The organism is Micromonospora sp. NPDC004336 (assembly GCF_053602615.1).
The window spans coordinates 1-16546 of the sequence record NZ_JBSGDY010000068.1; the positions used below are offsets into that span (position 1 = coordinate 1).

Here is a 16546-nt window from a genome sequence, read left to right on the forward strand (position 1 = left end):
GTCGGCGGCGCCGCCGGCCCCGCCTCGCGGCGGCTCCCGAGCCCAATCCGGCGGCCCCCGAGCCCGGTCCGGCGGCCGCCGAGCCCCGCCCGGCCGCCGCCGAGCCCCGTCCGGCGGCCCCGGACCTCCGTCCGGTCGCCGTCGGGTCCCCGGACCGTCCGCGCGACGCGGCGCCCATGGTCATCTCCCCGATCGTGCGCCGACTGGCCCGCGAACACGGCCTCGACCTGGCTGCCCTGCGCGGCACGGGCCCGGGCGGGGTGGTGCGCCGCGCCGACGTGGAGGCCGCGGTGGCCGAGGCGTCGTCGCCGGCCGCGCGGCTCGCGGCGGTGCCGGACCAGCCCGCCGCGCCGGCCGGGCCCGAGGCGGCGGACGTGATCGTCCCGCTGACCGGCATCCGCAAGGCGATCGCCGACAAGCTCTCCCGCAGCCGGCGGGAGATCCCCGAGGTGACCATCTGGGTGGACGTCGACGCCACCGGGCTGCTGGAGACCCGAGCCGCGATCAACGCGGCGACCCCGGACGCGCCGGTGAGCATCCTGGCCCTGCTGGCCCGGATCTGCCTGTCCGGCCTGCGCAGGTACCCGCAGCTCAACGCCCGCGTCGACACCGAGGGCGAGCGGATCGTGCAGTCGGCCGGGGTGCACCTGGGCATCGCCGCCCAGACCGACCGGGGGCTGGTCGTGCCGGTGCTGCGGGACGCGCAGCGGCTCACCACCGCCGAGCTGGCCGCCGAGCTGACCGCGACCACCACGGCCGCCCGGGCCGGCACCCTGCCCCCGGCGCGGCTGACCGGCGGCACGTTCACGCTGAACAACTACGGCGTCTTCGGCGTCGACGGCTCCACGCCGATCATCAACCACCCGGAGGCGGCGCTGCTCGGGGTGGGCCGGATCGTGGACAAGCCGTGGGTGGTGGACGGGCAGCTCGCGGTACGGAAGGTGACGCAGCTCAGCCTGACCTTCGACCACCGGGTCTGCGACGGCGGGGTGGCCGGCGGCTTCCTGCGCCACGTCGCCGACTGCGTCGAGCGGCCGGCGCTGCTGATCGCCAACCTCTGACCCGCCGCGACGGCCCCGGCTCCGCCTTCCGGCGGGCCGGGCCGTCGCCGTCGCGGCGGGGCGTTTCCCCTGGGCAGGGCCGGGAATGCGGGCCGGGCTGTCCCGCCGAGGGGAGGACGAGGTGGCGTACCCGGACATGCCCTCCGCCGGCAACGTGCGCCGATACGCGGTCGCCGGCGCGCCGCTGCTCTGCGACGCCCGCGAGCACGGCCTGACCGGCGACGGGGCGACCAACGACCAGCCGGCCCTGGCCGCGCTGGTGGACCGCCTCGGGGCCGCGTACGCCGCCGACGGCCGGGTCCGGATCATCTACTGTCCGCCCGGGGTCTACTCGATGCGGGACTCGGGCACGGTCTGGCGTTCCGGCGTGTCGCTGATGGGCGCCGGCCCGGGGGCGACCCGCTTCGTGCTCAGCAACTCCGGCAACCGGGCCGACCCCGCGCCGCTGGCGTTCTACACCGAGCAGCAGCACGGGGCCAGCCGGGACCGGCACCTGGCCGACTGCACCTTCGCCGACTTCGAGATCGACGGCTCGGGGGTGGCGTCGGCCGACTACAACCCCCTCGCCAAGGGGCTCGGCCTGCAGTACGTCGTGCGGGGCATCTTCCGCAACCTGTACATCCACCACACCGCCGCCACCGGCCTGGGCTGCGACTTCCTCCAGGACTGCCTGATCGACGGGGTGCTGGTGGTCGGCTGCGGGCGGCTGGACAACGGCACCCAGATGGGCGGCGCGGGCATCGGCGTCGGCATCGGCGGCTGGGGCAGCGTCGAGCGGTTCAACATCGTCAACTGCAGCGCGGTGGCCAACGCGACCAACGGGATCTTCCTGGAGTTGCAGGACGCCGAAGCCCTGCGCCCCCGGGGCGTACGCATCATCGGCTGCCACGCCCAGGGCAACCGGTTCGGCATCTCCGACTGGGGCGCCAACGGCCTGATCGTCACCGCCTGCACCATGACCGGCAACCTGGAGGCCGGCTTCCACGTCTCCGCGAAGGGCACCACGCACACCGCCGGCCGGGCCGGGCTGCTCACCGACTGCGTCATCGACGGCAACCTGGGCGACGGGATCAGCATCGGCAACACCCCGGGCCCGTACACGATCCGGGGCAACCGGATCAGCGGCAACGGCCGGTACGGCTACCACCAGCGCAACCTCGGCGGGGTGGAGGAGTGTATCGCCGAGGAGATCGTCATCGAGAGCAACGACTTCTACGGCAACAGCGCCGACGCCATCCGCGTCGACCGCCCGCTGCGCGACGCGATCGTCGTCGGCAACCGCATCCGCAACAACGGGCGGCAGTGCGCGCCGGCGATGAGCGGCCACGGCGACTCGGTGCGCTACAGCGACCGGACGGTGGTGGACCGGCGGGCGTCGTGGCCGAACGACGGCCACCGGGGCAAGGTGGTGCGCGTCGGCGAGCGGATCGCCATCGTGGCCGCCAACGACGACACCCAGCTCACCCTCGCCCCGATCCGTCCCGACGCCGCCAGCGGGTGGAGCGGGGGCACGCCGCCGCCCGGAACGCCGTACGACCTGCCGGCCGGGCCGCCGGTGCGGGCCGGCATCACGATCAACGCGGCGGTCGACTCGGCGACCATCCGGGGCAACCGGATCTGGGACAACAAGCACCCGAGCACCCAGAACCACGGCCTGTGGATCACCGACGGGGGCAGCTGCGTCGACTGCCGGGTGGAGGACAACGACCTCGCCGGCAACGCCGACTCCGCCATCCGCATGGACACCCCGCCCGTCGGTGGCCGGTGGGAACGCAACCACGGCGACGACGACTGGAGTTGAGGGCCCCCGGCCGGTCCCGGCTGCCAGGTGCGGTTGGCGGGAACACCCTCCCGCGTCCTCCCGGGCCGTCGCCGGCAGCCCTCTTGGGCGCGAACCACGCGGTCCGGCGCAACCGGGACACGGCGGACTGTCGCCCCGGCGGTGGCGGCTCGGGCGATCGGCGGACGGATCCGGAAACGGGGTAGAGGCGGCCCATTTCGCGCAGCCCCGGAAAATGCCCCCAAAATCGATTTACCATTTCGTAGAAATTGCGCGCCTGTGCGGGTGACGTGGAGAGAATGTGGCGGAGGGACACCAATTAACGGGGGGACGCATCATGAAGTTGAGGCGGCGACTGACGGTGCTGGCCGTGACGATCGCGGCCACGCCGTTGGCCCTCGGCGGGTGCACCGCCGACCGCAAACCGGGTGCCCGGCCGGCCGAGGGGCAGGCGGCGGCGCCGGAGCTGGCCGTGACGCCCGCCGACCGCGCCCGCGAGGTGCCGATCAGCGCCGAGGTGGGCACCGCCGTCAAGGGCGGGCGGGTCACCGCCGTGCGCATCACCGACGACAAGGGCGCGCAGGTCAAGGCGGAGCCGCGGGAGGACGGGTCGGCCTGGGTGCCGAGCCGGCCGTTGCAGCCGCGCCGGACCTACACCGCGGAGGTGACCGCCACCGGCGACTCCGGGCGGACCACCGTCCGGAAGACCACCTTCACCACGATGCCGAAACCGGCGAAGCCGGAGGTCACCAGCACGCTGTACTTCGCCGGCAACCGGACGTACGGCACCGCCATGCCGGTGACCGTCGCCTTCGACCCGCCAATTCCGAAAGAGGCCAGGGCGGATGTGCAGCGCCGATTGTTCGTGAAGACCGACCCGCCGCAGCCGGGCACCTGGTCGTGGGTTTCCGACGGAAGTCAGGCCTATTACCGGGCCCCCGATTTCTGGCGCCCGGGCACCACGATCAGCGTCCGCGCCGGCCTGGAGGGCCTGCCCATCGGCAAGGACCGGGTCGGCGACTCCGACCGCACGGCCACGTCGAAGATCGGCCGGCAGGTGGCCCTGGAGATCGACAACGCGACCAAGCAGATGTCCGTGCTGCGCGACGGCAAGGTGGTCCGCAAGATCCCGGTCAGTATGGGCAAGCCGAGCACGCCGACCTCCAGCGGCAAGATGGTGATCATGGAGAAGCACGAGTTCACGACGTTCGACACCCGGGGCTCGGCCGACCCCTACGTGATCGACGTCGAGGACGCCCAACGGCTCACCTGGGGCGGCGAGTTCATCCACGCGGCGCCGTGGTCGGTGGGGGACCAGGGCAGCACCAACGTCTCGCACGGCTGCACGAACGTCTCCAACGAGGCCGCGGACTGGCTGATGGGCGTCACACAGGTCGGCGACCTGGTCACCATCAAGGGCACCGAGGTCGAGCTGACCGAGGGCAACGGCTGGACCGCCTGGAACGTCGGCTGGAACGAGTTCGTCAAGGGCAGCGCGCTGCCCGTGCCGGCCGGGCTGGGGCCGGCGCCGTCGCAGGCCCCGCACCCGGGCGCCGTGGCCGGGGGCTCCCCGGCGCCCGCGCCGTCCGTCCGTGGCGGCTGATCCGACGGTACGCACATCAGGGGACCGGTCCGCCGCCGCGCGGGCCGGTCCCCGCTCCGCGTGCCGGGTGGCCGGTTCCGGCCGTGCTTGGCGTGGGTCCCGGTCGTGCCGGGGTGGTGGGTCCCGGCCCCGCGTGCCGGGTGGCCGGTTCCGGCCGTGCTCGGCCGTGGGTTCCGGCCGTGGCCGGTGGTAGGTCCCGCCCCGCGTGCCGGTGCAGGCCGCCATGCCCGTCGGGCGGCGGCCCGGTCGGTGTCGCCGTGGCTCAGGCCAGCGGCACCCGCGCGATCCCGGAGCCGGTGAGGCTGCCCAGCCAGAGGTGGTCGCCGTGCTGGCGCACCCCGGTGACCATGTCGTAGCTCCCGCGCGGGCCGTGCAGGGTCCGCAGCACCCGCCCCTCGCCGTCCACCAGCGCGACAAGCCCGTAGCGCAGCGGCTTCGGCTGCACGGCGGCCGGCAGCACCGCCACGAGTTGGCGCAGCCGGGGGTGCGGCAGCAACCGCTCGACGACCGGCACCCGGGGACTGGGCAGCGCGATCCAGTACGTCCCGTCGCCGACCGGCGCGAGATTGTCCGGGTACGCCGGCAGGTCGGCCAGCACGGTGACCGTGGCGTCGGGCAGGGCGACCCGCACCAGCCGGTGGGTGGCGGTCTCCACCAGCATCAGCGCCGACTCGTCCGGGGTGAGCGCGATCCCGTTGGGGAAGTAGAGCCCCGCGCAGACGACGTCGGTGCGCCCGCTGCCCGGGTCGTACGCGAGCACCCGCCCGTTGGGCCGGTGCTCCAGCAGGTCGCGCTTCCAGTGCGAGACGGGAAAGCGGTCGGAGGAGTCGGTGAAGTAGACGGTGCCGTCGCGGGCGACGGCCGCGTTGTCGGCCAGGTGCGCTGTCGCCCCGGGACCGCCCAGCTCCCGCACCGCCCCGTCGGCGGTGACCCGCAGCAACCCCCGGTACGCGTCGCACACCACGAGACTGCCGTCGCGCGGGTCGACCTCCACGCCCAGCGGCCGGCCGCCGGTCTCGGCGAGCGGCCGGGCTGGGGTGCCCGCCGGCGCGTCCACCGGCCACCACCAGAGCCGACCGTCCTCGGTGCCGCTGACCACCCGTCCGGACTGGTCGACCACCACGTCCTCGGGGCCCACGACGCCGGCGGGCAGGGGGAGCAGCTCTGCGGAGTCGAGCCTGCGGTCGGTGGGCGCCCACGGCCCGTCGAGCGGGGGCGGGACGGTGGCGGGTTCGCGGACGGGGCGGATCAGTCGGGGCGCGCGGGGGCGGGGATCGACCATGGCCCATTCTCGCCCGCCGTCCTCGCGTCCGGGTGGCCGCGCGCGTCCTCCCTGAGGAGGATCAGGGTGGCCCGGGGGATGACCCTGGGCGGACCCGGATCCCGTCCCTGGGCAGGGCGGAAATGTCGGTGGCGGGGGCTAGATTCGTCGACATGGGGCAGCGTGAGGATCGGTTCCACGTCGAGATCAGCGTGGGCGATCAGGTGGTGGACGTGCGGGCGACCGGTGAGGTCGACATCGCCACCGTCGCCGCGTTCCGCTCCGCGCTCTGGGCGGCCCCGGCCCGGCCGGTGCTCCGGCTCGACCTCTCCGGCGTGCGCGTGCTCTCGGCGGCCGGGGTGCGGGCGCTGGTCGCCGCTCACCTGCGCATCCGCGCCCGGGGCGGGGAGCTGGTGCTGCTGCGCCCCGACCCGGTGGTCGCCCGGGTGCTGCGGGCCACCGGCCTGCACCGGGTCATCCCGATCGTCGATCCGTGTGCCGACCGGGAGCTGGTGGCCTGCTGACCCGCCGGCGTGCCGGTCGGCCCGTGCCGCCGGCCTGGCCGCCGTCGCCGCCGGGCGCACCGACCGTCGCCCGATCAGCGCAGCCGTGTGCCGGGCGGCGGCGTGACGACCGACGGCCGCCAGCGTGACGGCCGACCGGCGGCCACTCGGAGCCGGCGGCGTGACGGCTACCGGCCGCCAGCGTGGCCAGCGGTGTGACGGCCGACCGGCCGCCACTCGGAGCCGGCGGCGTGGCGGCTACCGGTCGCCGGCGTGACCGGCTACCGGCCGCTAACTCGGGGCCGGCGGCGCGTGGCGGGCCGGCCCCGGGTGCGTGGCTCGGTGGCTCAGCGGACGCCGACCAGGTCGACCACGAAGACCAGGGTCTCGCCCGGCTTGATGACGCCACCGGCGCCCCGGTCGCCGTAGCCCAGGTGCGGCGGGATCGTCAGCCGACGCCGGCCGCCGACCCGCATGCCCACGACGCCCCGGTCCCAACCGGCGATGACCTGCCCGCCGCCGAGCGGGAACTCGAAGGTCTCGCCCCGATTCCAGGAGGAGTCGAACTCGCGGCCGGTGGAGTGCGCGACCCCCACGTAGTGGACGTCGGCCAGCTGCCCCGGCTGGGCCTCCGGGCCCTCGCCGACGGTGATGTCCTCGATGAGGAGGTCGGCGGGGGGCGCGCCCTCGATCGGACCCACGTCGGGCTTGCCGGAGCGGGCGCCTGCTGCCTGGTTCATGCGGGAGTCTCCTGCCGTTTCGGTACTGGTGTCCCGGTCACCACAGATCCTGCCCGATGGCGCCGGGCGAGCGCGCGGCGGTCCGGCGAAGCCGCCGGTGCCGCGGACGGCCGTGCCACCCGGGCCGGGTGCGGTGGGCGCACACGCGCCGGCGGGCGTCACCGGTGGTGACGCCCGCTGGGGGAGGGTGCCGGTCAGGTCACCGGAGCCAGGGGAACCGCTGGACGATGGGGAGCTTCGCCCAGGTCGCGCCCAGGCCCAGGGTGGCGCCGGCGTTGAGGAGTGCGAGGCCGACCAGCAGGGCCGCGTTGAGCAGGTGGTCGTCCAGGAAGGGGTTGTTCTCGGGAGGCAGGACGACCGTCCACATCATCACGTAGAGCACCGCGCCGGCGACGGCCGCCACCCGCATCCCGATGCCCAGCAGCAGCGCCACGCCGATCGCGGCCAGGCCGGTCATGAAGAGCACGTCCGCCCAGGCGGCCCCGGCGATCCCGTTGTAGAAGTCCTTGAACGGGCCGGCCGCGCCGAAGGTCAGGAAACCCTTGGTGGGGCTGCCACCGTTGATCCAGGCGTTCTTCGCCTCGGTGGCGTGTCCCAGGCCGAAGACCTTGTCCAGGAAGGCCCAGAGGAAGGTCCAGCCGAGGGCGATCCGGATGCCGGCGAAGACGTACCGGGTGGCCCGCTCGCGGGTGGTCTCGCCGATGTGCCGGGTCTGCGCCGCCGGAGCGATGGTCTTGGCGGTGGTCCGCTCGATCGTCGCGGTCATTGTCTCCACGTCCCTTCGTGTGCCTCGCACCGCGCTTTCCGGTGGCATCTCCATTGGACGCTCACCGGCGGCCGGCGGGCAGGGCCGACCGGGCCCTGTCGGGCCGGGACCTTGGACCCCTGCCGCACCGGTCGCGCGGCCCTGACGAGGCGGGTCGGCGCGGCCATACCGTCGCAGGTGACAACGGCAGGGAGGTCGTGATGAGGACGTGGCAGGTGGGCGACGTGATGACGCGGGAGGTCGCGTGGGTGGGGGAGGAGACCCCGTACCGCGAGATCGTCGACGCGCTGGTCCGCCGGGGCATCAGCGGCGTGCCCGTGGTGGACGGGTTCCGCCGGGTGCTCGGCGTGGTGTCGGAGTCCGATCTGCTGCACAAGGTCGAGCGGGCCGGTCACCCCGACGAGCGGCGGATCTTCGAGGGGCGGCGGCGCCGTACCGCGCGGGAGAAGGCGGACGCGCTGCTGGCCCGGGACCTGATGACCGCGCCGCCGGTCACCACCTGGCCGGGGGCGACGGTCACCGCCGCCGCCCGGCAGATGGACCGGGAGTCGGTGAAGCGGCTGCCGGTGCTCGACGACCTGGGCCGCCTGGTCGGCATCGTGACCCGGGGCGACCTGCTGCGGGTGCACCTGCGCACGGACGCGGAGATCCGCGAGGACGTCGTGCAGGAGGTGCTGCGCCGGGTGCTCGCGGTGCGGGACGGCCTGGTCACCGTGCAGGTGCGCGACGGTGAGGTGACGCTCGACGGCCGGCTGGACCGGCGCAGCGCGGCCGAGCTGGCGGGCCGCCTCGCCGGGCAGGTCAGCGGCGTGGTCACGGTGACCAGCACCATCGCGTACGACGTCGACGACACCGGCCTCGTCGAGCTGGCCGCGGGCCGGGTGACCCCGGTGGCCTGACGGCCGCCCCCGGGTCCCGCCACGGGCGGGACCCGCCGGCGGGCCCGTCCCGATCGACGCGCGCGACTTGCCAGGACCGCCGTCGGGCGGCGGGCGGCTCGCCTAGGCTCGGGGGCGGACGCGGTCGGGTGCGCCCCCGAGCCCCGCGCGGTGCCCGCGCCGGCGTCGTCGGGGTCGGCCGTGGCGGCGGAACCACCGTCGTGGATGCGGAGGGCGCCGGGTGGACGAGGCGACGTTCGCGGCGCCGCTGTGGGCCTGGGCGGCGGTGGGTGCGCTCATCGCCGTCATGCTGGCGGTGGACATGTTCTCCCACCGCGACGACCACGTCATCGGACTGCGCGAGGCGCTGGCGTGGAGCGGCGTGTGGATCACCGCCGGGCTCACCTTCGGGCTGGTGGTCTGGCTCTGGCGCGGCGGGGAGCCGGCCGTCGCGTACTACTCCGGGTATCTGCTGGAGAAGGCCCTCTCGGTCGACAACGTCTTCGTCTTCGCGCTGCTGTTCGGGTACTTCCGGGTGCCCGCCGGCTACCAGCACAAGGTGCTCTTCTGGGGCGTCGTCGGGGCGCTCGCGTTCCGGTTGGCCTTCATCCTCGCCGGCGCGCAGCTGCTCGAACGGCTGACCTGGGCCGGAGTCGTGCTCGGCGCGTTCCTCATCTGGACCGGGTGGCGGCTGGCGGTACGCGGCGAGCCGGACGTCGAGCCCGACCGCAACCTCGCGGTCCGGTTGTTCCGGCGGATGGTCCCCACCGAGCCCCGCTACCACGGCGCCCGGTTCACCGTCCGGGTCGGCGGGCGGCGCCGGGCGACGCTGCTGCTGGTCGCGCTGGTCGCGATCGAGGCCACCGACGTGGTCTTCGCCATCGACTCGGTGGCGGCGATCCTGGCCATCACCACCGACACGTTCCTGGTCTGGACGGCGACGGCGTTCGCCGTGCTCGGGCTACGCAGCCTCTACTTCTGCCTGGCCGGGCTGCTGCGCCACTTCGGCTACCTCCGGTACGGGCTGGCCCTGCTGCTGGCCTTCGCCGGGGTGAAGCTGATCCTGGCCGAGACGCCGGTGGGGAAGCTGCCGGTCTGGCTCACCCTCGCGGTGGTGGTGCTGACCCTGTCGGTCGCGATCGGTTGGAGCGTCCTCGCCGCCCGCCGGGAGCGCCTCCGGCGCGCCGACCGCTGACCTCGCCCGGGAACGGCGCGGCGGGCCCGCCCGGGTGTCGGCATCAGCCCGGCCGGTCGCTCGCCTCCGACGGCGCTGTCGATCTGCCCCGCCCGTGCGGGCGCGCCCGGTGGTCAGGCCGGCCGGACGACGGGGTCGGCGAGCTGGGCGGAGAGCACGGCGGGCGCCGCGGCCAGGGACGGCCCGTACCAGGTCAGATGCCGCCCGGAGAGCAGGGCGCAGGGGATGCCGGGGAACGCCTCCGGCCCGTCCTCGGCGGTGAACCGGTAGGGCTCGTCGGGCAGCACCACCAGTTCCGGCTCGCGGGCGCGCAGCTCGTCGAGGCTCGGGCGGGGATAGCGCTCGGCGTCGTCGGCGTAGAGGCTGGTGACGCCGAGCCGGCGCAGCACGTCCCCGGCGAAGGTGTCGGCGCCCAGCACCACCCACGGGCGGCGCCAGACCGGCACCACCGCCCGGCGGGGTGGCGGGGCGTCCGGCATGGCCGCCCAGGCCCGGCGGGCCGCGAGCAGCCACTCCGGTTCGGCCGGGGCGCCCAGCTCGCGGAGCAGCTCGGCCAGCTCGGTCAGCGCCGCGTCGACGGTGCGCGGATAGGTCACCCGCACCGGCACGCCGGCCGCGACCAGCGCGTCGGCGTCGGCGCGGCGGTTCTCCTCGACGTTGAGCAGGACCAGGTCGGGCCGCAGCGCGAGCACGCGGTCCAGGTCGGGATACTTGCTGCCGCCGACGCGGGCCACGTCCAGCCCGTCCGGGTGGGTGCACCAGTCGGTGGCGCCGACGAGGAGGCCGGGCAGGGTCAGCGCCACCGCCTCGGTCAGCGACGGCACCAGCGACACGACCCGCATCCCGCGCACCTCCCACCCTCCGGCCCGATCATGCCTCGTCGCCGGCCGGGCCCGGCATCCGGGCGAGGCCTTGCGAGGGCTCTACAACGTTGTAATACTCGCCTCGACCCCCAGGAGGTGCGATGAGGTCCCACGCCACGCCAGCCGTCCCGCCGACCGGCTCCCTTCCCGGGGCCGCCGACGACGAGGTCCCGGTGGAGGCGCTCGGCGACCTCTACCGGGACGGCATCACCGCCTGCCGGGGCGCCTTCGCCGTGGAGTGGGTGGACCGGGTCGGCGAGGACATCGAGGCGGCCTTCCGGGAGGCCCGCGCCCGCCCGGACGGCGCGGTCGGTCGCGGCCCGCAGCGGTGGTACGTGGAGATCCACCCCGAGCAGCTGCGCGGCTTCGTCGACCTGGTCACCCACCCGTGGGTGGTCTCGGTGTGTCGGGCGGTGCTCGGCCCCGACTACGAGATCGTCGAGTTGGGCTTCGACATCCCGTTCCCGGGGGCGGTGACGCAGCCCTGGCACCGGGACTTCCCGATGCCGGAGGACACCCGGCGGCAGCGGCGGCTGACCTCGCTGGCCTTCAACCTCACCACCGTCGACACGGTCGAGCAGATGGGCCCGTTCGAGATCGCGCCGGGCACCCAGTGGGACGACGGCCGCGACTTCGACCACGGGATGTTCCCGCCGAAGGAGCGCTACCCCCGTTACGAGCAGCGGGCGGTCCGCAAGTATCCGAGGCGCGGCGACGTCTCGGCCCGGTCGGCGCTGACCATCCACCGCGGCACCCCCAACGTCTCCGTCCTGGCGCGTCCGGTGCTGGTGCTCGGCGTCGACGCCCCCGGCGCGGGCAACGCCGACCACCACGACATGGCGGTCACCCGGGGGTACTGGGACGGGCTGCCCGAGCTGGTGCGCGCGCACCTGCCCTGCCCGGTGGTCGACGCCCTGACCCCGATCAGGCAGAAGCACACCATCGAGGGCCTGGTGATGGGCGCCGACTAGCGGTACGCCGGCCGCACGCATCCGGGGCAGGTCCGGGGAGCGGGCGGGCCGGCACCGGGCGAACGGTCCGGGGAGCGCTACGGGCGGGCCGGCACCGGGCGAACGGTCCGGGGGAGGGCTACGGGCGGGCCCGCTCGGCGTCCGGCCCCGGCCACTGCTGCCGGGTCAGCGCGTACTCGACCTCGCCGTGCTCCGACCCGTCGATCGTCTCCGGCCAGTCGCCGACGTACGTGCGCACGAAGCGCAGCCCGGCCTTCTCCATCACCCGGCGGGACGCGGCGTTCACCGTCATCGTGTTCGCGGTGACCCGCTCCACGCCCAGTTCGGCGAAGCCCTTGTCGATCAGCGCCCGGCAGCCCTCGGTGGCGAGGCCGCCGCCCCAGGCCGCCCGCCGCAGCCGGTAGCCCAGCTCCACCTCGCGGACGTCGCCGTCGCGGACCGGGCGGAACTCGAACCAGCCCAGGAACTCGCCCGACTCCCGGCGCAGCGCCGCCCACCAGCCCAGCCCGGGTGGCCGGCGGTAGTGGTCGAGGATCCGGGGCAGCGTCCGCTCCCGGATCGCCTCCGGCGGGGTGGGCCGCCCGCCGGTGAGATACCGCATCACCTCGGGGTCGCCGTCGAGCTCGACGAGCAGGTCCGCGTCGCCGGCGGTGAACTCGCGCAGCACCAGCCGGTCCGTGCTCAGGAAGATCGTCACCCGGCCCATCCCAGCGGCGCGATCCCGTCCGCTCAACCGGATTTCGCGCCCGTCCCGCCGCCCCACCACCGCGGCACGCGCCATGATCGACGGCCTAGACTCGCCCCGGCCGACGGGTCGGCCCGCGTCGACGGCAGGACGGGGATCAGGCGGATGACGAGCACCGGTGGCGGGGACGGGTCCTGGCTGCGCGCGATGCCCGGGGACGGCGGGCGAGGTCCCCTGCTCACCCGGGCCGGTCAGCTCGTGCACGGCGCCCGCCGCCTCGGCGAACTCGTGCAGCGCCGACCGACCGGCGTCACCGGCCACCAGTGGAGCACCGCCGCCCGGGAGGGCTACGACTTCGTCGTCTGCGCCGCCGACACGGCCCGCCCGGTCTTCGCCGTCGAGATCGGCCCGGTCGCGCCCGCGGGCTCCGCCGGGCAGCGCGCCGAGCGGTTGAAGAGCGTGGTGGCCGAGGCGGTCGGTCTGGCGGTGCTGCGGATCGGGTCGCCCACGCTGCGGGCCGACGAGCACGGGCGGTCCATCGTCTCGTACGTGATCGACGCCAGGGCCTACGCGGCGATCGGCGCCGGCGAACCGGAGCCGGGGGACGCTGTCCCGGTCGGGTTCCGCGACATCCTGGGCCGGCTTCCCGACGGGCGTACCGGCCACGTCAACGACCTCGGCGCCCTGGCCCGGGTCGCGACGATCGACGCGTACGTGTCGCGGCGGCTGGCGGACCCCATCGTTCGAGGGCTGCACGTCAGCTGGCGGGGCGGGCCGGCCGAGGGGTGGGGCTGGGTCGAGGTACGTCCCGGCGCCTGCCTGGTGGAGCGGGTGACGGTACGCGAGGAGCGCCTCTCCGTCGGCGTGGACCCGGGCCGCCTGGCCGAGGACCTGGCGGCGATGGCCGTCGGTGAGCGGCTGCGCGACCTGGAGACGGCCGAGCCGGCCCTGACACCCCGCGACGAGTTGCTCGCCGAGATCCGGCGGCTGGAGTCGCGGCACGGCGAGATGACGAACGGGTTCGCCTTCGCGCACCTCTGCGCGGACTGACGCCGCGAACCGCCGGGCCGTGCCGGCGCGGCCCCTCACCGCCGACGCGGACCGCCGCGTCCGTGTCGAACCGGCGGCGCGGCTGAGCCGGCGCGGCACGTACCGCCGGCGCGGGTCGGGCCGCGCGGATTCTGCGATGCGCGTTGAACCTTCGCGGTTGTCGTCCCGTACTCCCGCGGGAACGGACAGGATCTCCCCGTTCGCGCCGGGCGGCGCGCAAGACGGTGCGGAAAGGGCATCGTCGCCGATCGACGTGCCGACGGTCCGCCGCGACGGCCTCCGTCTGGGGTGTGCCAGCTCATTTCCGTCGGTCCGCCGAGGTCTCGAATCAACTACCGGGTCGAGAAGGAGAGCAATTCGATGCGCAGGTCCACACGGGTACGTCGGTCAGCCGGGCACGCGCGGAGCAAGCGGCTGCTGGCCGTGGTCGGCACGCTCGCCGTCTTCGGTGGAGTCGTCGCCGTGACCCAGATGTCGTCGGCCCAGGACCGGCGGTCGGCCTCCTCCGCCCGGCCCGCCTCGGCGGCCTGCGTGGAGGCGAGCCCCGGCGCGACCGCGCCGGGCGGGGCCGGCACCACCAGGACCTGGCAGAACGGTCGGTGGGTGCGCAACCACTGGGGCGACGGGCAGCAGTCGCTCGCCGAGTGCCGGCAGAGCCGGGCCGGCGGCGCCGACAACGGCGGCTCGGCGATCGCCTGTCCGGACGTGGCCGGTCGGCTGCCGCGGGTGCCCGAGCGCGCGCGGGCCGAGGTCGACCGGAACCTGAGCCTGTTGCAGACCCAGATCGCCGAGGCCGACCGGCGGCTGGCCGCCGAGGGCCGCCGTGGGCAGGACTTCGTCCGCGACGCGATCCTGCGGCCGCTGGCCGGGAAGCGTCGGGCCACGCTGGAGCGGATCGCCGTCGCGATCGACCGGGTGGGACCCCGGCCACCGGGCCTGGCCCGGCTCGCCGAGTGCCAGGTCGCCCCGACCGGCGGAAACAACAACGGCGGTGGCAACAACGGTGGCGGTGGCAACGGCGGCGGTGGCAACAACGGCGGCGGAAACGGCGGGAACGGCAACGGAAACGGCGGGAACAACGGCGGGCCGGGCGCCGGGTTGGGTGTGATCGCGAACGACTGCGACGAGAGCCGGCTGCGGCCCCACGACGGTTTCCAGAACGGCAACCGCTGCGTCAGCACCGCCTTCGGCGAGGTCGGCGCGGCGGCCGACAACCCGTCGCTGCTGATCACCGACTTCCCCGGCGAGGTGAACGCCAACCAGCCGTTCACCCTGCGGGTGGCGACGCGGAACCTGGTCCGGGACCGCTTCCTCGCCGCCGGCCAGGGCGGCTACTACGTGGAGAGTTCGCTGCTGAACGAGCAGGGGCTGGTGCGCGGCCACTTCCACACCGCCTGCCGGATGCTGGACAGCCTCCGGCAGCCGCCGCAGCCGCAGGAGGTGCCGGCGTTCTTCGTCGCCACCGAGGACAGCCGGGGCGGCGCCGAGCCCGACGAGGTGACCATCCAGATCCCCGGGCTGCCCGAGTCCGGCGTCGCCCAGTGCGCCGTCTGGGCCGGCGACGGCTCGCACCGGGTGCCGATGATGGAACGGGCCAACCAGACCCCGGCCTTCGACGTGGTGCGCATCGAGGTCAACTGAGCCGGCGCGGGGCCGCCGGGTTCTCCCGGGCGGCCCCGGCCGTCGGCGTTGGGCCAGCGTCGACCCGCGCCGCAGCCCCGGCCACCGGCTGCTCGAAGACGCCTCCCGGGCGCCGGGCTCAGCCGAGCGCCGCCTCCCGGCCACGGGCTCAGCCGAGCGCCGCTTCCGGCCGCCGGGCCCCAGACGATCGCCGCCTGCCGGGCGCCGGGCTCAGACGAGCGCCGCCTCCCGGGTCGCCGCCGGCGGCACGCCGGCCCGCAGGGCTTCGATCCGGCGGGCGCGGGGCCGGGCGGCGAGGAGGTTGCCGGCGGCCACCAGCAGGGCCAGCCCGAACAGACCCAGCCAGAGGGCGTCGGTGGAGGACCAGGCGGCCACCAGGCCGCCGAGGGTCGGCCCCGCGAAGCTGGCGAAGGCGTAGCCCAGCGAGTAGATCCCCTGGTAGCGGCCGCGCTGCGCCGCCGGCGACAGGTCCGCCGTCAGCGCCGAGTTCGCCGGGGTCATCAGCATTTCCCCGATCGTCCAGACGGCGACGGTGAGCGCGTAGAACCAGACGGCGTCGGCCAGCGCGGTCAGCGCGAAGCCGGCGCCGATCACCACGGCGGCGACCGCGATGGTGCGGGACCGGTCGAAGCGGCCGACCAGCCGCGGCACGAAGAGCTGCCCCAGCACGATCAACAGCCCGTTGACCGCGATGATCGGCCCGTACGCCGACGCCGGCAGACCGTCGGCCTGCAACGCCACCGGGAGCATCACGCTGCCCTGGATGCAGAGCCAGGCCAGCCCGGTGAGGGCGGTGAACGTCAGGAAGACCCGGTCGCGCAGCACGGTGCCGAGCCCGCCGGAGTCGGCGCGGCCGAGCTGCCCGACGGCGACCGGGTCGGGGCGTGACTCGGGGACCTTCAGGGCGATCAGCGCGGCGGTGCCGAGCAGCACCGCCGCGTTGATCACGAACAGCAGCAGGGGGTCGGCCCGGACCACCAGGCCGGCGACGGTGGCGGCGACGGCGAACCCGATGTTGATCGCCCAGTAGTTCAGCGTCATGGCCCGCAGCCGGTCGCGTTCGCCCACCACGTCGATGATCGTGGCGGTGAAGGCCGGCCGGGCGAGGCCGAGGAAGACCCCGAGCAGCAGGGTCAGCGCCGCGACCGCCGCCGGGTGGCCGCTGAGGCCGAGCGACACGGCCGCCGCCGCGGCGGCCACGTTGCCGACCAGCATCGCCGGCCGCCGCCCCCACCGGTCCGCGACCACTCCGCCGAGCACGTTCCCGGCCGCGCCGCCGACCCCGTGCAACCCGATCACCACTCCGGCGTACGCGGGGCTGAAGTCCCGCACGGAGACGAGGTAGACGCCGAGGTAGATGGCGACGAAGCTGCCCAGCCGATTGATCAGGGTGGCCGTCCAGAGATACCAGAACGTGCGGGGCAACCCGCCGGCCGTCTGGCCCCACCATCGCGTCATCCGCCACCCCCGAGTGCTTGCGTAATGCCCGACAGGGCCGACGCTCATTACACTCCGGGGGTGCGACGGTACGGCCGTCGCCGGGCGCGAT

Annotated in this window: 15 protein-coding genes; 9 read left to right on the forward strand and 6 right to left on the reverse strand. The window is 75.0% G+C overall.

The window, feature by feature from the left end; genetic code table 11:
- The 3 genes from ACWENR_RS16400 to ACWENR_RS16410 all read left to right on the forward strand — a co-directional run.
- Positions 1-1061 (forward strand): dihydrolipoamide acetyltransferase family protein (locus ACWENR_RS16400; RefSeq protein ID WP_452277821.1); only part of this gene is annotated, 1061 nt, incomplete at its 5' end.
- Between the two features lie 136 nt (positions 1062-1197).
- The gene (locus ACWENR_RS16405; protein ID WP_452277846.1) at positions 1198-2862 is read left to right on the forward strand and encodes a right-handed parallel beta-helix repeat-containing protein; all 1665 of its coding nucleotides are present in this window, start codon (positions 1198-1200) and stop codon (positions 2860-2862) included.
- Positions 2863-3178: 316 nt separating this feature from the next.
- Complete coding sequence (locus ACWENR_RS16410; RefSeq protein ID WP_452277822.1) at positions 3179-4444, forward strand: Ig-like domain-containing protein; 1266 nt, start codon at positions 3179-3181, stop codon at positions 4442-4444.
- 262 nt (positions 4445-4706) lie between these two features.
- Here ACWENR_RS16410 and ACWENR_RS16415 read toward each other — a convergent pair whose 3' ends face one another.
- Positions 4707-5726, reverse strand: coding sequence for an SMP-30/gluconolactonase/LRE family protein (locus ACWENR_RS16415; RefSeq protein WP_452277823.1), 1020 nt, complete (start codon positions 5724-5726; stop codon positions 4707-4709).
- A gap of 152 nt (positions 5727-5878) precedes the next feature.
- On the opposite strand from ACWENR_RS16415, the gene ACWENR_RS16420 reads away from it, so the two are divergent.
- Positions 5879-6229, forward strand: a complete 351-nt coding sequence (locus tag ACWENR_RS16420) for an STAS domain-containing protein (protein WP_452277824.1) — start codon at positions 5879-5881, stop codon at positions 6227-6229.
- A gap of 326 nt (positions 6230-6555) precedes the next feature.
- On the opposite strand, the gene ACWENR_RS16425 is transcribed toward ACWENR_RS16420, so the two are convergent.
- On the reverse strand, positions 6556-6948 hold the full coding sequence (locus ACWENR_RS16425) for an FKBP-type peptidyl-prolyl cis-trans isomerase (protein WP_091095158.1): 393 nt from the start codon (positions 6946-6948) through the stop codon (positions 6556-6558).
- 199 nt (positions 6949-7147) lie between these two features.
- Positions 7148-7723, reverse strand: a complete 576-nt coding sequence (locus ACWENR_RS16430) for a hypothetical protein (RefSeq protein ID WP_452277825.1) — start codon at positions 7721-7723, stop codon at positions 7148-7150.
- A 191-nt stretch (positions 7724-7914) separates the two neighbouring features.
- Here ACWENR_RS16430 and ACWENR_RS16435 point away from each other — a divergent pair, with 191 nt between their 5' ends.
- Positions 7915-8613: a CBS domain-containing protein gene (locus ACWENR_RS16435; RefSeq protein ID WP_452277826.1), complete on the forward strand. Its 699-nt coding sequence runs from the start codon at positions 7915-7917 to the stop codon at positions 8611-8613.
- A gap of 220 nt (positions 8614-8833) precedes the next feature.
- Entirely contained in the window at positions 8834-9787 is a 954-nt protein-coding gene (locus ACWENR_RS16440; RefSeq protein WP_452277827.1) for a TerC family protein, read from the forward strand.
- Between the two features lie 113 nt (positions 9788-9900).
- On the opposite strand, the gene ACWENR_RS16445 is transcribed toward ACWENR_RS16440, so the two are convergent.
- Positions 9901-10629 carry a helical backbone metal receptor gene (locus ACWENR_RS16445; protein ID WP_452277828.1) on the reverse strand — a complete coding sequence of 243 codons (729 nt, stop codon included), beginning with the start codon at positions 10627-10629 and terminating at the stop codon, positions 9901-9903.
- A gap of 122 nt (positions 10630-10751) precedes the next feature.
- Here ACWENR_RS16445 and ACWENR_RS16450 point away from each other — a divergent pair, with 122 nt between their 5' ends.
- Entirely contained in the window at positions 10752-11621 is an 870-nt protein-coding gene (locus ACWENR_RS16450) for a phytanoyl-CoA dioxygenase family protein (protein WP_452277829.1), read from the forward strand.
- Between the two features lie 118 nt (positions 11622-11739).
- On the opposite strand, the gene ACWENR_RS16455 is transcribed toward ACWENR_RS16450, so the two are convergent.
- Positions 11740-12318 carry a GNAT family N-acetyltransferase gene (locus ACWENR_RS16455; protein WP_452277830.1) on the reverse strand — a complete coding sequence of 193 codons (579 nt, stop codon included), beginning with the start codon at positions 12316-12318 and terminating at the stop codon, positions 11740-11742.
- A gap of 153 nt (positions 12319-12471) precedes the next feature.
- Between ACWENR_RS16455 and ACWENR_RS16460 the strand changes: the two genes are divergently transcribed.
- Positions 12472-13356 (forward strand): hypothetical protein, encoded by an 885-nt coding sequence (locus ACWENR_RS16460; RefSeq protein ID WP_452277831.1) that lies wholly within the window; start codon positions 12472-12474, stop codon positions 13354-13356.
- A gap of 360 nt (positions 13357-13716) precedes the next feature.
- Entirely contained in the window at positions 13717-14997 is a 1281-nt protein-coding gene (locus tag ACWENR_RS16465; protein ID WP_452277832.1) for a hypothetical protein, read from the forward strand.
- Between the two features lie 210 nt (positions 14998-15207).
- Here the strand turns inward: ACWENR_RS16465 and ACWENR_RS16470 are convergent, their stop codons facing one another.
- The gene (locus tag ACWENR_RS16470) at positions 15208-16455 is read right to left on the reverse strand and encodes an MDR family MFS transporter (RefSeq protein ID WP_452277833.1); all 1248 of its coding nucleotides are present in this window, start codon (positions 16453-16455) and stop codon (positions 15208-15210) included.
- Positions 16456-16546: the final 91 nt, after the last annotated feature.

What these genes read in the sequence shown, in the direction of transcription:
- ACWENR_RS16435 (WP_452277826.1), top strand. Translation starts at nt 7,915, where the DNA reads ATGAGGACGTGGCAGGTGGGCGACGTGATGACGCGGGAGGTCGCGTGG.
- ACWENR_RS16470 (WP_452277833.1), bottom strand. Translation starts at nt 16,455, where the DNA reads ATGACGCGATGGTGGGGCCAGACGGCCGGCGGGTTGCCCCGCACGTTC.
- ACWENR_RS16405 (WP_452277846.1), top strand. Translation starts at nt 1,198, where the DNA reads ATGCCCTCCGCCGGCAACGTGCGCCGATACGCGGTCGCCGGCGCGCCG.
- ACWENR_RS16410 (WP_452277822.1), top strand. Translation starts at nt 3,179, where the DNA reads ATGAAGTTGAGGCGGCGACTGACGGTGCTGGCCGTGACGATCGCGGCC.
- ACWENR_RS16420 (WP_452277824.1), top strand. Translation starts at nt 5,879, where the DNA reads ATGGGGCAGCGTGAGGATCGGTTCCACGTCGAGATCAGCGTGGGCGAT.
- ACWENR_RS16450 (WP_452277829.1), top strand. Translation starts at nt 10,752, where the DNA reads ATGAGGTCCCACGCCACGCCAGCCGTCCCGCCGACCGGCTCCCTTCCC.
- ACWENR_RS16465 (WP_452277832.1), top strand. Translation starts at nt 13,717, where the DNA reads ATGCGCAGGTCCACACGGGTACGTCGGTCAGCCGGGCACGCGCGGAGC.
- ACWENR_RS16445 (WP_452277828.1), bottom strand. Translation starts at nt 10,629, where the DNA reads ATGCGGGTCGTGTCGCTGGTGCCGTCGCTGACCGAGGCGGTGGCGCTG.
- ACWENR_RS16415 (WP_452277823.1), bottom strand. Translation starts at nt 5,726, where the DNA reads ATGGTCGATCCCCGCCCCCGCGCGCCCCGACTGATCCGCCCCGTCCGC.
- ACWENR_RS16460 (WP_452277831.1), top strand. Translation starts at nt 12,472, where the DNA reads ATGACGAGCACCGGTGGCGGGGACGGGTCCTGGCTGCGCGCGATGCCC.
- ACWENR_RS16425 (WP_091095158.1), bottom strand. Translation starts at nt 6,948, where the DNA reads ATGAACCAGGCAGCAGGCGCCCGCTCCGGCAAGCCCGACGTGGGTCCG.